The sequence below is a fragment of the Rudanella lutea DSM 19387 genome (assembly GCF_000383955.1).
GTDB lineage: Bacteria > Bacteroidota > Bacteroidia > Cytophagales > Spirosomataceae > Rudanella > Rudanella lutea.
This window is the reverse complement of record NZ_KB913013.1, coordinates 771,466-785,070: the sequence shown is the minus strand read 5'-3', so window position 1 is coordinate 785,070 and position 13,605 is coordinate 771,466. Positions and strand designations below refer to the sequence as shown.

General features: G+C 53.0%; 13 protein-coding genes. 8 read left to right on the top strand and 5 right to left on the bottom strand.

What is annotated here, in order from left to right; translation table 11 throughout:
• Positions 1–134: 134 nt before the first annotated feature.
• The 5 genes from RUDLU_RS0103415 (at position 135) to RUDLU_RS0103395 (ending at position 5,340) form a co-directional block, all read left to right on the top strand.
• On the top strand, positions 135–587 hold the full coding sequence (locus RUDLU_RS0103415) for a DUF2147 domain-containing protein (RefSeq protein WP_019986949.1): 453 nt from the start codon (positions 135–137) through the stop codon (positions 585–587).
• A 26-nt stretch (positions 588–613) separates the two neighbouring features.
• Positions 614–1,666, top strand: a complete 1,053-nt coding sequence (locus RUDLU_RS0103410; RefSeq protein ID WP_019986948.1) for a DUF6268 family outer membrane beta-barrel protein — start codon at positions 614–616, stop codon at positions 1,664–1,666.
• A 109-nt stretch (positions 1,667–1,775) separates the two neighbouring features.
• Complete coding sequence (locus RUDLU_RS0103405; RefSeq protein ID WP_027302720.1) at positions 1,776–3,167, top strand: L-serine ammonia-lyase; 1,392 nt, start codon at positions 1,776–1,778, stop codon at positions 3,165–3,167.
• A gap of 127 nt (positions 3,168–3,294) precedes the next feature.
• A complete protein-coding gene (locus RUDLU_RS0103400) occupies positions 3,295–4,359 on the top strand; it encodes an AI-2E family transporter (protein ID WP_019986946.1) in 1,065 nt (354 codons plus the stop codon).
• Positions 4,360–4,473: 114 nt separating this feature from the next.
• Positions 4,474–5,340: a sterol desaturase family protein gene (locus RUDLU_RS0103395; protein WP_019986945.1), complete on the top strand. Its 867-nt coding sequence runs from the start codon at positions 4,474–4,476 to the stop codon at positions 5,338–5,340.
• A gap of 76 nt (positions 5,341–5,416) precedes the next feature.
• Here RUDLU_RS0103395 and mnmA read toward each other — a convergent pair whose 3' ends face one another.
• The gene (gene mnmA, locus RUDLU_RS0103390) at positions 5,417–6,541 is read right to left on the bottom strand and encodes a tRNA 2-thiouridine(34) synthase MnmA (RefSeq protein ID WP_027302719.1); all 1,125 of its coding nucleotides are present in this window, start codon (positions 6,539–6,541) and stop codon (positions 5,417–5,419) included.
• Between the two features lie 245 nt (positions 6,542–6,786).
• Positions 6,787–9,225 (bottom strand): ABC transporter permease, encoded by a 2,439-nt coding sequence (locus RUDLU_RS30405; protein ID WP_019986943.1) that lies wholly within the window; start codon positions 9,223–9,225, stop codon positions 6,787–6,789.
• Between the two features lie 252 nt (positions 9,226–9,477).
• On the opposite strand from RUDLU_RS30405, the gene RUDLU_RS0103380 reads away from it, so the two are divergent.
• From RUDLU_RS0103380 to RUDLU_RS0103370, 3 genes are all read left to right on the top strand, one after another.
• Positions 9,478–10,098: a beta/alpha barrel domain-containing protein gene (locus RUDLU_RS0103380; RefSeq protein ID WP_027302718.1), complete on the top strand. Its 621-nt coding sequence runs from the start codon at positions 9,478–9,480 to the stop codon at positions 10,096–10,098.
• 138 nt (positions 10,099–10,236) lie between these two features.
• Positions 10,237–10,716 carry a PspC domain-containing protein gene (locus RUDLU_RS0103375; RefSeq protein WP_019986941.1) on the top strand — a complete coding sequence of 160 codons (480 nt, stop codon included), beginning with the start codon at positions 10,237–10,239 and terminating at the stop codon, positions 10,714–10,716.
• A 91-nt stretch (positions 10,717–10,807) separates the two neighbouring features.
• On the top strand, positions 10,808–11,800 hold the full coding sequence (locus tag RUDLU_RS0103370; RefSeq protein ID WP_019986940.1) for a LiaI-LiaF-like domain-containing protein: 993 nt from the start codon (positions 10,808–10,810) through the stop codon (positions 11,798–11,800).
• A gap of 191 nt (positions 11,801–11,991) precedes the next feature.
• On the opposite strand, the gene RUDLU_RS0103365 is transcribed toward RUDLU_RS0103370, so the two are convergent.
• The 3 genes from RUDLU_RS0103365 to RUDLU_RS0103355 are packed head-to-tail and all read right to left on the bottom strand — an operon-like array spanning position 11,992 to position 13,542.
• Entirely contained in the window at positions 11,992–12,423 is a 432-nt protein-coding gene (locus tag RUDLU_RS0103365; RefSeq protein ID WP_019986939.1) for a hypothetical protein, read from the bottom strand.
• 25 nt (positions 12,424–12,448) lie between these two features.
• Positions 12,449–12,928, bottom strand: coding sequence for a hypothetical protein (locus RUDLU_RS0103360; RefSeq protein ID WP_019986938.1), 480 nt, complete (start codon positions 12,926–12,928; stop codon positions 12,449–12,451).
• A 53-nt stretch (positions 12,929–12,981) separates the two neighbouring features.
• Positions 12,982–13,542 carry an RNA polymerase sigma factor gene (locus tag RUDLU_RS0103355; RefSeq protein ID WP_019986937.1) on the bottom strand — a complete coding sequence of 187 codons (561 nt, stop codon included), beginning with the start codon at positions 13,540–13,542 and terminating at the stop codon, positions 12,982–12,984.
• Positions 13,543–13,605: the final 63 nt, after the last annotated feature.

The window sequence follows — 13,605 nt, the reverse complement described above, 5'->3', positions numbered from 1 at the left end:
CCACCCGGGTGGAATAGTCACGAGTAAAGGGTAAGGTGAAAGCCTTACCCTTTACTTTTGTAAAAAATGATAGCATTACTTTTAAACAAAAAAGTAAAAGTGTCGTTTCTGGTATATTCATTAACCACAGAACCATGATTACACGACTGAAAAGTTTTTGGCTTGCCTCATTCTTACTACTGGCTACGCTCACAGCCCGCGCCAACAATCCTGATGCGGTACTGGGCGTCTGGAAAAATGGGGAAGGCACCGGTATGGTGCAGATTTACAAAAAGGGGGATAAGTATTTTGGGCGAATTGTATGGCTAAAAGTGCCCAACGACGACGCCGGTAAACCCCGAACGGATGTTAACAACCCGGAAGCAAACCTGCGTAATCGCCCGCTCAAAGGCCTCGAAAACCTGCGCGACTTTGCCTACAAGGGCGAAAACAAATGGGAAGATGGCCGTATCTACGATCCAAAAAACGGCAACGATTATGCCTGTGAAATGAAGCTCGTCGACGAGAATACGCTCGAAGTACGCGGCTATATCGGCGTATCCATGTTCGGCCGGACCGACGTCTGGAAACGGCAAGTCAAAAAATAGATTGTTCAGTACCTCCCATCGTACGTATGTATTCTCGCTTCATCAAACTGCTAGCTCTGGCCTGCTTGACGTATAACACGGCTACTGCCCAAACCACCCCGGCCGATACCACCTCGGCCCCACCCGAAGACCTCAACTTCGACGAGTTTTCGGATGCCGACGACCGCAAGGTGAAAACTTTTGCTACCCAAAAAGTGCTGTACATGTCGCCCACACGCCTGATCTCGGTCGGGTACGAAGCACAGTTTGGCCCTCAGTTAACCTCAGTGGGTAGCCCGGAAGGAGGGGCCTCAATCACCGACGCCCGGCTTACGGCTTACCGGGGGCTTCGGCTGGCGTATAACACACCCGTGATTTCGCGCTCCAATTTTATCCTGAATCTGGGCGTTTCGTACTGGAATACGGGCATCCGAACCAATTTATCGGCACCAACGGGCCTGAAAGGGGCACTGGAGCAGGGGCTGCGTACGGCGGGTGTCAATGCTACGGTATTCAAACCGCTCAATAACACCCATTTCCTGATTGTACAGGCCAACGCCGATGCCAACGGGAACTACCGGGCCTTATCGGACCTGCGTAACAAGCATCTGACGTACAGCGGCACGGCTATTTTCGGCTGGAAAAAAGATGACAATTTTATGTGGGGTCTTGGCCTGACCCGCACCTATCGCGGGGGCGACCTGCTGCATATTCCGGTCTTATTTTACAACCGCACCTTCAGCCCGAAATGGGGTGTTGAGGCCATTTTGCCCGCCCGGGCGGCCATCCGGCGCAATTTTGGCACCAATGCCCTGCTCTCGTTTGGGTACGAACTGGAAGGAAACTCATTCTTTCTGAGCAATAATGCGGGCCGTAATACCGATTGGTTTGTACGCCGAAGCGAAATAAAGCCGCGCCTGAACTACGAGCGCAAACTGAAAGGGTTTGTCTGGCTGGCGGTGCAGGGCGGTATGGCCATCAACTGGCGGTACGATGTGCTGGGTACACAAAATCCGGTGGCCAACGAAAAGCCGCTTTTTGCCAATACCCTGCGCAATGCTCCGTACATCAACGTGAGTTTGAACTTAGTGAGCCCGTAAGTTTAACTGCGGTTGCCGGGGCAATACACACAATTTCTCCAGAACGCGAGGCTTTGCTCTCGCGTTTTTTGTATGTTTAGGCGCTTCATCAATTTGAGAATCTATTTCAATGAGTTCAGTACCTACACCGGTCATCACGACCTCTTTGTTTGACCTGTTTAAGATCGGCCCCGGTCCGTCGAGTTCGCATACCATTGGACCCATGAAGGCCAGCTTCGATTTTCGGCAGCGGATGACACAATTGCCCGCTGAAACCCTCGACCGCGCTTCCGAGATTCATATTCATTTGTACGGCTCGCTCAGTGCAACCGGCAAAGGGCACGGCACCGACCGCGCCGTAGTGGCCGGGCTGCTCGGCTGGCAACCCGAAACTACCGACCCTGATGGGTTGCTGGCTTTGTTGAGCGACGAAACGGTGACCTATCCCGTCGAGTTGGGCGTGAAAACAATTGAGGTTGGGCCAGCCAATATTCATTTTGAGCGTAAACCGCCGTTTCGATTGCCCTACGCAAATACCATGATCCTGCGGTTGACCGAGGCAGGGGGCAGCACCTTAGCCGAGGAAGAATATTATTCCATTGGGGGCGGGTTTGTGATTCGGAAAGGCGAACCCGAAACGCCCGCCAACTCGGTTACGGTGCCGTATCCGTACCAGACCATGAAGGAGCTGAAAGCGCACCTGAAAGCAAACCGGATGACGCTCGAACAGCTCATGCTGGCCAACGAAAAGGCCATCACGAGCGCTTCGGAAAAAGAAATTAATCGCCGGATTGATCAGCTACTCGACGTAATGCACCGTGCTGTTCGGCGGGGACTCCGGCAAAAAGGCACCCTGCCGGGCAATATCCGGCTTCGGCGTAAGGCCCCGATGCTTTACGCGCAGGCGAAGGGGCTCGCTCAAACGAGCGACAGCTTTCTGATTTTTCTGAATGCGTACTGTCTGGCGGCTTCCGAAGAAAACGCAGCCGGGGGGATTGTTGTGACGGCCCCAACCTCGGGGGCATCGGGCGTGATTCCGGGATTGACCTATCTGGCCAAGAACCATTTTCATTACGACCGGGCTACGCTCCGCCGGGGCATGTGGGCTGCGGCCGCGGTTGGGTTTCTGGTAAAACACAATGCGAGTATTTCGGGGGCCGAAATGGGCTGCATGGGCGAAATCGGCACGGCTTCGGCAATGGGTGGGGCGTTTCTGACCGAGTGCGCTGGCAAAACCATTGAAGCCGTAGAGGCTGCGGCCGAAATTGGCATTGAGCACCACCTGGGTATGACCTGCGACCCCATTGGCGGCTATGTGCAGATCCCCTGCATCGAACGCAACGCGATGGGAGCCGTAAAGGCGTACAACGCTTTTCTGCTGGCTACAGCTGGTACGCCCTCCGACCAGAAAATCTCGCTCGATGCAGTCGTGAAAGTAATGAAAGCCACCGGCCGCGACATGTCGACGAAGTACAAGGAAACATCGGAAGCTGGCCTGGCCCTGAGTGCTACTGAGTGCTAACTGAGGCTGTTGGCTCAGATTTTACCCGTAAAACGAACTACCTTACCGGTCGGACGTTAAGAAGCTGTTTGTATAATCCCCTTCAAACAGCTTCTCATACGGGGAATCTTATTGCGTACTTTTTACTATGGCCAATATTTACACGCCACGCCAACAGCGTATTTTGCTCATTACCAGTCTGGTAGTTATTGCCGGATTCATCATTGCCGGGTTACGTCAGTATGCGACCGCCTTTCTGGGGGCGGCTATCCTTTTTGTGGTGTTTCGCCCCTGGTTTCATTCGCTGACGCAGAAAAAGAAGTGGAATAAGCGGCTGGTGACCGTGTTGCTCATGCTGTTTTCGCTCATTGTCATTATTCTGCCTTTTGCCGTGCTGAGTGTGTTGCTCGTAGACCGTATTCAGGTTTACGCCCGTAACCCGCAGGAGATTCTGGACTTGGTGAACCAACTCGAAAAAGCCACCGGTTTCAAGCTGACAACCCAACAGAATGTGCGGCAGCTGGTAACCGAGGGGGCTTCCTTTGCCAGTAAGCAGTTTCCGTCTATTCTGGGCGGTACACTCGACTTTGTGGTCATTCTGGGCCTGCTGTATTTTGCCCTGTATTTCATGTTCATGGAGGAAAAAACCTTTATGAAAGGCTTACAGCGCTACCTGCCTTTTGAGCAGAAAACCCTCAACGAACTGGGCGAATCACTCAAGAACAACGTCAACGCCAACGTGATTGGTCAGGCAGTGGTTTCGTTTGTGCAAGCCATTCTGACCGGGGTAACGCTCTGGATTTTTGGTACGCCCGACCCGGCATTCTGGGGAATGATTGCCTTTTTTATGGCATTTATACCGGTATTGGGTACCCCGTTGGTATGGGGCCCGGCAGCACTCATCAAATTTTCGCAAAACGAAACCGGGCAGGGGCTGGGGATTCTGCTGGTTGGCCTGATCGTGATTATCAACATCGACAACCTGTTGCGAATTCTGCTCGCCAAACGCATGGGCGATGTGCACCCGCTCATTACGCTTACGGGTATTGTGCTTGGGGTACCGATTTTCGGCATTTTGGGTCTGGTTATCGGACCGTTGTTGCTCTCTTACTTCATTGTGCTGATGGACGTGTTTGAACGCCAAAATCGGCAACAACGCGTAGAGGCCGTAGCCGACGAGGTTAAGGTGGAAGAGCAGGCCCGGCAGGGGTAGGGCAGAATAACGGATTTGGGCAGAGGACCTGCTGAAATAGAGGCCATCCCCTAAATGATTTGTGGTTTTTCTGAGTTATTTTTGTTTTTTACTCAGGAGAAATTCACAATAAGTATGGAACAAGTCGTTAAGTATTTTGAAACGATTCCGTCGTTGCACAGGAGCCTGATTTTGGTGGGTGGTATTACATTTTTCTGGCTTCTGGAGAGTGCTGTACCCTTATTTCGCTTCGATCAGTCGACGCCTGGCTACCGCAAAGCTCGGCATGCCGGTATCAACTTCTTTTTTACGCTCACGACCATCGTAGTCAATTTCTGCCTTGCGTTTCTGCTCGTGAAAACCAGCGATTGGGCGGTAGCCAGTCGGGTGGGCGTATTGCCCTGGCTCAATTTGCCACTTTGGGCCGAAGCACTGGTGGGGCTGTTACTTCTCGACCTGATTGGGGCGTGGCTGGCACACTGGACAGAGCACCAAGTAAAATGGATGTGGCAGTTTCATTCAGTGCATCATTCCGATCAGTACGTCGACACCACAACCGCTAACCGGCACCATCCGGGCGAAAGTGTGATTCGGTTTGTGTTTACGCTGGTGGCCGTTGTGGTCACGGGGGCGCCCATGTGGCTGGTTTTTATGTACCAGTCGCTATCGGTAGTGTTGTCGCAGTTCAACCATGCCAATATTGAGTTACCTCGCTGGGCCGACCGGTTACTGGGGCTGGTGGTGGTTACGCCCAATATGCACCATGTGCATCATCATTACGTGCTGCCCTTGTCGAATACCAACTACGGGAACATTTTTCCGTATTGGGACTGGATTTTCGGGACGTTTGCGCGGGAGGAGGGCCGCCGGCTGGTGTATGGCTTAGATACCCACCCTGACCCACACGAGCACGACCATATCGGTGGTATTCTGAAAGTACCGTTCCAACAGTACCGCCCACCGGTGGGGGAGCGGGACAAAAAAGAATTAGTGGAAGAGTGAAAGACCGGGCCGCCGGGCGGTGAAAGAGCGAAAGAGTGAAAGAGTGAGCGTGGTTGCACACTCACTCTTTCACTCTTTATTTTTGTCGGAAGCTCTTCATAATCCAGCCACCGCCTACTACGTCGTTGCCCTCGTAAAAAACAGCCGCCTGCCCCGGCGCAATGGCCGAAACGCCCTGCTCAAACAGAACCTCAATTTGATCGTCGCTGGTTTGGGTAATCAGAGCACGGGTGCCGGGGTCTTTGTAACGTACCCGGGTGACGGTATCGAGTGGTTCGGTGATCCGGGCGTATTTCTGGAGATTCAGCTTGCTCACCATCATGCCGTCGCGGAATAGGTCGGTATCAACACCCAGAACTACCTCGTTCGTTTCTTTCCGGATTTCGGTCACAAACATCGGCTTCCCAAAAGCCATCCCCAGTCCTTTCCGCTGTCCGATGGTGTAAAAAGGATAGCCTTCATGCTTGCCCAGAATCCGGCCGGTGCCTTCTTCCACAAAATTACCGCCCGCAACTTCGGCTTCCAGTGTCGGAATCCGCCGTTTCAGAAAACCCCGGTAATCGTTGTCGGGCACGAAGCAGATTTCGTACGATTCCGACTTGGTCACGAGTTCGATAAAGCCCCGGTCGGTGGCCATATCCCGAATTTCGGACTTGCGCAGGTGACCCAACGGCAGTTTGGTGCGGCTCAGACTCTCCTGCGATACCCCCCACAATACATACGACTGATCTTTGAGCGTATCAACGCCTTTCGAGATTACGTACCGACCCGCCGAGGGACCTTCGGAGTCCTGCCTGATGTTGGCATAATGTCCTGTTGCGATAAATTCACAATCGAGCCGGTCGGCCCGGCGGAGCAGCGCGTCCCATTTGATGTGGGTGTTGCACAACACGCAGGGGTTAGGGGTGCGCCCCTCAATATATTCGCCCGTGAAATGGTCGATGACCGCATCGCCAAATTCGGAGCGGATGTCGAGAATGTAATGCGGAAAACCAAGGCTTACCGAGATGTTGCGGGCGTCGTTGATACTGTCGAGGCTGCAACAGCCGGTTTCTTTTTTGGTCCCGCCCGACGAGGCATAGTCCCAGGTTTTCATGGTCATGCCAATCACCTCGTAACCTTCTTCGTGCAGCATAACCGCTGCCAGCGAAGAGTCGATGCCGCCACTCATGGCGACCAGAATGCGTCCGTGTTTGCTCATAAATGCTCTGCGAGGGTTCAAAGCCCTCCGATAGGGGTCGGGTAAACGTACCGACAATAGGGCCAACAACCGAAACCGGGCGTTTGGTTTCCGGCCGGGCTGTACAGACGTAACTAACGTGAGTTATGGATAATACGCACGGCAAAATCCCTGTCCTACAAGTAGTTGCTGTCGAAGGCCCTTGCGTCAGCCATTATGCATAATTCACGTTAACTAGTATTCCGTTTGTGGAATTGACTCGGGGATTACTCGTTCCGCAGACTGTTAACAGGGTTTTGCAGGGCTGCTTTCAGGCTCTGAAAACTAACCGTTAGCAAGGCAATCCCGGCGGCTATGAATCCGGCAGCCACAAAAACCCACCAGTCAACCGAGATTCGGTACGCAAACCCTTGCAGCCACTGGGTTGTCGCATACCACGCCAGGGGCGAAGCCACCAGCAGAGCTACCAGCACGAGCTTGAGAAAATCGGTGGAGAGTAGGCGCATGATGCTCAAAACGGATGCCCCCAGTACTTTTCGGACACCTATCTCCTTGGTGCGTTGCTCGGCCGTGAACATGGCCAGACCAAACAGGCCCATGCACGAAATCAGGATAGCAATAACCGTGGCTATGTTGACGAGCTGAGCTGTTTTGGCTTCTTTTTCGTAAAGCTGCGCAATGGAATCGTCGAGAAACGTATAGCTGAAGGCATGGTCGGGATAAACGGTGTGCCACACACGCTCCATATCGGTGAGCGTTGCCTGTACCTCCCGAGCAGATTTACCTTTACTCACCAGTTTCACGCCTACATTACCGGCTTGTCGGGGCATATACCCGATAAATACCGGCCCCACTTTTTCGTGCAGCGATTGTTCGTGAAAATCGGCCACAACGCCCACAATCGGGTAACTGCGTCCCTGGAGTTCAACGGTCTGACTGACGGCGTCGGTGGGTTTCTGGAAGCCAAGTGCTTTGGCGTACGTTTCGTTGATGACGATCTCCCGCAGCGAGTCACTTCGGAGATAATTGCGGCCAGCAAGCAGTTGCAATTGGTACAACGGAATAAAGTTTTCGTCGCCCGCCTTGATCGAAACGTCCATCTCCACTGTTTTTTTACCCCGATATTTCAGATTAGCCACCATGTAGCTGCTACCCATGGGCGGAAACCACTCCCGCGTGACCAGTTGGACATCGGTAAGCTGCCGGAGCTTTTCGGCCAGGATGTCGGCTTTGCCCAGTTGGGCAGTGTGCAGCGATACCACTGCGTCGGTTGAGAAACCCAGTTCTTTGTTGCGCATAAACGCCAGCTGACGGCCAATAAACAACGTGCCGATGATGAACAGCAGCGATACTGTAAACTGAAACACAATGAGGCTTTTGCGGAAGTACCCGTTACGCCCGCCTGCGGGTACCTTGGGTCCTTTGAGCGAGCGGGCGGGTTGGTACGACGCCAGCACCCACGACGGATACAAACCAGCCAGCAGAGCCGTAATCCCAGTTAATAGAAGCAGAAAGAGCGCAGTTTGCGGAGTAAGGCCATCGTATTGGACACCGCCCGGAATAAACGCTTTAAATTCGGTCAGTACGGGCTGCACCAGCAGTTGAGCGAGCAGTACGGCCCCAAGGGTCAGCACGAGCGTTTCGCTCATAAACTGCGTGAGGAGTGAGCCTCGACTGCTTCCGAGCACTTTGCGAATGCCAACCTCCTGCGCCCGGCTCATCCACTGGGCTGTGCTCAGGTTTATGAAGTTGATGGCCGCGATGAGCAGGATAAACAACGCAACGCCCATAAGCCCGTACAAGGTTGGGAGGTGGGCCTTGCGCGCGTAGTTGTCATTATACGCTTCATTGAAATGCAGGTCGGCTAAGGGTTGAAGGGCAGGCGTGAATACAAACGGGCCTTTGTAGTGCTGACGGCCAAATTTGGAAAAAGCACCCGACAATTGGGCCGGGGTTACACCCGGTTGCAACTTCACAAACGCCTGCGACGACGACCAGATATCGTCCCACTGATCCAGATTGATCGACCCTTTGAGGAGGTTACTGCCCCGAATGGTGCGCGACGATATGAAATCCGTAAATGTGAGGTCGGTGGGCGTGGCCCAGTCTTGCACAACCCCCGACACGGTCACCCGCAACGAATCCCAATAGATGACCTGTTTGCCTAAATATTGGTGTGGGGGCAGATCACCGAAGTATTTCCGGGCTTTTCGGACCGATAAGACAAGTGAAAAAGGCTCACTAAGGGCGGTTTTGGGGTTACCGACCAGCCATTGGTAGCTAAACAGGTCGAAATACTGAGGGTCCGTTACGATGATTTCGGCGGGGTCGATCCCGCGTTTGCGCGCTTCAAACCGTTGGGGTTTGGTCGTGCCGTTTGGGATAAGCACATCGGACTCAATATTGTGGAAAGCAGCTACCGTTTCAATGCCGGTAATCTCCTGACGAACGCCCTCCGGTACGGCATTTGGCACAAAACCGGCCGGGCGTTTTTCGGGCGGATTTCCAAATTGGGTTTCGCCCACCAGCCGGTAAATACGCTCGTGGTCGGGGTGAAACGTATCGTAACTCAGTTCGTGCCGGACAATCAGGTAAATGGTCAGGCAGGTTGTAACGCCAATGGTGAGCCCAAACAGATTGATCAGCGTGCTGACCCGATGTTTCATCAGGTTACGAAAGGCGATTTTCAGGTAGTTGCGAAACATAGCGGGGGACAGGTTTACAACGGCTCGGAAGGTACAAATGCTTTGCCAAACGTTGTAAAGCCGCTTTTCGACTCACTTTAGCCCTCGAAGCGGGCGCGTGTTGTCCGAAAGCGTACACTTTTTGTCCGAACCTGAACAGCCGTTTCGTGTATGGGGTACGACAATGCCCACTGACTTGTAACTTCGCGCCAGCTTTGACCAACTGGTCTATTTCGATTCAACATGACGCGCGGGCGGCCGCGCTACGTACACATGGCCTTACAAACAATTGTAAAAATTTCTAACGTAACCAACCTCAGCGATGCCCGCTACTGTGCCGGTATGGGCGTTGATATGCTCGGATTCTCGATGGACGAAAGCTCCCCCGATTATGTGGAGCCCGCCCGCTTTAATGAAATTCGGGGTTGGCTGGCCGGTGTTCAGATTGTAGGCGAAACGGCCGAGATCGATCAGGAGCGTATTCGGGAGCGTCTGGAAACATATGCGCCCGATATGCTGCAGGTGGATGAACCCGCTTTGCTGCCTGCTCTTTCGTTGCTGGGAAAGCCGCTCATTCTTCGTCTGAACCTGGTTGATCTCACGCTCGACCAACTCGATGCCCTGATTGATTCCAATCCCGTTGATGCCGATTACATTTTGCTCGAGAGTGGTGCCCCGCTGCACCTGGACGACGATATTAGCCTGGCCATCGGACGGTTGGCCAGCCGACACGCCGTGCTGCTGGGCGTTGGTATCACGGCCGAAACGGTGCACAACCGCTTGGCGCAGTGGCCCATCAAAGGTATTGCCCTCACGGGTGGCCCCGAAGACCGACCCGGAAGCCGCGAGTTTGGCGAGTTGATGGATATTCTGGAGTCGCTGGAGATAGATTAGAAGGTACTATGTATTACCTACTATCAGTAAAATAAAGCATTCATCATAGCCCGTATCCACTCTTACGAATCGCGTTGTTGGCAATCGAGTCGTGGTCTACTTTTACATCAGTTTCAACCACGAAAACAAACAAATACAATGGAAACTCGACTCGAACGATTGCGCGATGAAGCCATGTTAGGCGGGGTGGCTGCTGGGATAGCCCGCTACTTTAACATCGACCGGACGTTGGTACGGGTGCTGTTTCTGGTCGGATTATTCATTCCCCATTTTCCGGCCGTCATCGTTTATATTATCTTGTGGGTAGTGTTGCCCGAACGCCGGTTCGGGGTACTCCAGGAGCCAATTTTGTATTCTAATCCAACTTTTTCTACCATGAATCCGTACAACCCAAGTAACCCCGACCGCTCGCAGGGGAGCCTCATCGGTGGCGTTATCCTGATCGTTTTAGGGGTCCTGTTCTTACTCGACCGCTGGTTCGATATTGACCTCGGCGATCTGTGGCCGCTGGTACTCATTGCCGTCGGGGTCTGGTTACTGTTTAAAGACCGGATCTCGAATCGGAACGACCCATTCAACCGGAACAACGATCCGTATAACACCAACAATCCATCCTAAATGACGTTGAGCACCGGACGTTAGCCAACCGACCGTATCTGACGGATACGTCGACAGGCTAACGTCCGTCTGTTTAATGTCCCCTTCAACTATGAACCGAGGACTTTTCTGGGGTATTTTCTTCATCACGATTGGCCTGCTGTTTCTGGGGCGTAACCTAGGCTGGCTCGCTATCGACTGGGAAACGATCCGCAATCTCTGGCCCCTTTTGCTCATCCTGGCGGGCATTAACATGATTCTGGAACGGCGTGGCAATCAGGCGGCTGTCGTCTCTACGGTATTGCTGGCCGTAGCCTTGCCTGTTGCCCTGTTTAGTTTTGTGGGCCGCAACCGGCACTGGAACGAAGACGAGAACCGGTGGGAGTACCGCCATCGTGACCACGACAACCACGAGGATGAGCAAGCCGATGCTGATATCAATACCGACTCTGATGAGGACGATGAGCGCGAAACGAGCGTTGCCAACTTTGTGGAGTCGATGGATGGCGAAACACCCGAGGCTGTGCTGAAATTTGGCGGGGGAGCCGGGCAGTTTTCCATTGAGGAAACGACGAGTAATCTGATCGAAGCCGAGGCCCGGCAAACGGTTGGCACCTACAAAATGCTCGTGGAGCGTGACCCTACCACCCGAATCCCGACTATCGAACTGAAACCCAACGAAGGCAAAGCCGAATTGAAAGAAGGTAAACTGGCCAACCGGGTTGAAGTGAAGCTAAACAGCCGCCCGCAGTGGACCATGGACCTGGCCCTGGGCGCGGGCGAAGGTGATTTCGACCTGAGTGCGTTTAGTGTAAAAAATCTGAAAGTGCAGGCCGGGGCTGCCGATGTGGAGCTGAAACTGGGCGACCGTGCCGACCTGACTTCGGTCGATCTATCGGCGGGTGTCGCATCGGTGGTGGTCCGTGTACCCGAGGGCGTGGGTTGCCGGGTTGAGAAGCAGGGCGGACTAAACGTGAATCAGCTCGATGGGTTTGTGGAGGTCAGCGACCGGCTGATGCAAACCTCGAACTACGATAGCGCTGCCAAGAAAATCAACATTGTTTTCAACGGTGGTATCTCCCGCTTTAAGGTGGAGCGGTATTAATCCGAATAAACCCATCTGGACAAATAAAAAATCCCGGCCGCAAGAGGGGCCGGGATTTTTGCTCTCTTTCCATAGTCTTGATCCAACGATTCCGGGTCGTGATCAGAAGTACTTACGGAAAAGAGTGTTGGGCAGATTTTGCCAGATGATAATTTTTTTCAAAGAAAGACGAATTGAATCCGTCAGAACGTTTAGTCTTTGTTAAGCCGCTTCAGCAACATCTGGTTAAACGACCGTTCGGCGTTTTGAAGCTCAGCCAGTTGAGCCGGTGAAATCACTTTCAGAAAACGCGGCATGTACTCCTGATCGAGGTCTGCAATTTTTTGCTTGGCGTTGTTACTCTCTCGCAGGTTATTCAGGACATCCTGCTCCGACAGACCCTGCTGCACCGACCGGGTGTTCAGCTGCCGGACTTTCTGGTTCAGCTCCCGCTTCCGGGCGCTGTATTCGTTGTAAATCGGCCAGAACTGCGGAGCCTGCTCGGGTGTCAGGTTAATGCGGTTGGTAATATGGCCAATCTTCGCTGACTCAATTTTCTGTCGTCCATCGTCCTGGGCCTGGACGGTGCTGACCGCTGGTAACAATGTCATCATCATCAGCCAGCCCATTACTACTTGTTTCATATCTCAGGTGTATTTATAAAATCATTTACGAGTTTGCGTTTGCCATGTCTTCAGCTACCACGTCGAGGTCAATCTCTTGCTGAATCACTTCCGGGTTTACGTCCTGAAGCTGGGTTTCGATGGCTTCTGGCTCAAACGATTGCTGAATTGGCGTGTAATCCGCCAGATCCATGGAGCTAACGCCCTGCTCGTCGAGGTAATTCGTGATAGCGGTATTGCTGACGTCGGCGAGGCTCTCCTGACCGAGGGAGTCTTGCCGGGCGGGCCAGGTCACCCAAACCAAAGCCGCTACCAGACCAGCACCCGCCAATGAAGCCACCGACCGTTGCCACGACCAGTTGATCGACCAGCCGTGCTGTTTCGTCACGACCCGTTCCTGAATCTGGTGCGGGAGGGCATCAAAGTAGCCGTCGGGCACGCCGAGGTTGGTAGCCTCAAACGGGTGCTTTCGGAGCGGATGTCCCGCATCGAGTTCATCGAGCCGTATGTATCGTTTCTCATTCATAGCGTGTTATGGACCGATATTTCACGTATTGGACAGACAGGCACGGCAGGGGTTTAATCATTATTTAGAAAATCCTCAATTTTCTTCACGGCCAGGTGATACGAAGCTTTCAGAGCCCCCACCGATGTACCCGTGATGGCAGCAATGTCCTCGTATTTCATGTCATCGAAGTACTTCATGTTAAACACGAGCCGCTGTTTATCAGGCAATTTTAATAAAGCTTTCTGAAGTTTCAACTGAACCTCATCGCCACTGATATCGCCCCCGGAGGTGGTGTAATCCGAATTCTCTTCCAGTTTCTCCATCAGTTCGCCCTCCACATCACCGATAGGCAGGAAAAAGCGACGACGTTTTTTATTCAGAAAATTCAAACATTCGTTTGTGGCAATGCGGTAAATCCACGTATACAACTGACTATCACCCCGAAACTGTTCCAGACTCGACCACACTTTGATGAACGTTTCCTGCGTGAGGTCGTTGGCATCATCATGGTCAATCACCATCTTCCGGATATGCCAATAGATTTTCTGCTGGTACTTCCGCACCATCAGGTTAAAGGCATAATTCCGGCTCGACGGGTCGCGAAATTTTTCTAACAGTTCCTGGTCAGTCATAGGGAGGTTAGTTTGCAGTTTACGGTTTAAAGTTTACAGTTGCGCGAAGCGGTTAATATGCGC

Coding starts and splice junctions, on each gene's coding strand:
- RUDLU_RS0103380 (WP_027302718.1), top strand. CDS start 9,478: ATGGCCTTACAAACAATTGTAAAAATTTCTAACGTAACCAACCTCAGC.
- RUDLU_RS0103395 (WP_019986945.1), top strand. CDS start 4,474: ATGGAACAAGTCGTTAAGTATTTTGAAACGATTCCGTCGTTGCACAGG.
- RUDLU_RS30405 (WP_019986943.1), bottom strand. CDS start 9,225: ATGTTTCGCAACTACCTGAAAATCGCCTTTCGTAACCTGATGAAACAT.
- RUDLU_RS0103415 (WP_019986949.1), top strand. CDS start 135: ATGATTACACGACTGAAAAGTTTTTGGCTTGCCTCATTCTTACTACTG.
- RUDLU_RS0103410 (WP_019986948.1), top strand. CDS start 614: ATGTATTCTCGCTTCATCAAACTGCTAGCTCTGGCCTGCTTGACGTAT.
- mnmA (WP_027302719.1), bottom strand. CDS start 6,541: ATGAGCAAACACGGACGCATTCTGGTCGCCATGAGTGGCGGCATCGAC.
- RUDLU_RS0103375 (WP_019986941.1), top strand. CDS start 10,237: ATGGAAACTCGACTCGAACGATTGCGCGATGAAGCCATGTTAGGCGGG.
- RUDLU_RS0103360 (WP_019986938.1), bottom strand. CDS start 12,928: ATGAATGAGAAACGATACATACGGCTCGATGAACTCGATGCGGGACAT.
- RUDLU_RS0103365 (WP_019986939.1), bottom strand. CDS start 12,423: ATGAAACAAGTAGTAATGGGCTGGCTGATGATGATGACATTGTTACCA.
- RUDLU_RS0103405 (WP_027302720.1), top strand. CDS start 1,776: ATGAGTTCAGTACCTACACCGGTCATCACGACCTCTTTGTTTGACCTG.
- RUDLU_RS0103370 (WP_019986940.1), top strand. CDS start 10,808: ATGAACCGAGGACTTTTCTGGGGTATTTTCTTCATCACGATTGGCCTG.
- RUDLU_RS0103400 (WP_019986946.1), top strand. CDS start 3,295: ATGGCCAATATTTACACGCCACGCCAACAGCGTATTTTGCTCATTACC.
- RUDLU_RS0103355 (WP_019986937.1), bottom strand. CDS start 13,542: ATGACTGACCAGGAACTGTTAGAAAAATTTCGCGACCCGTCGAGCCGG.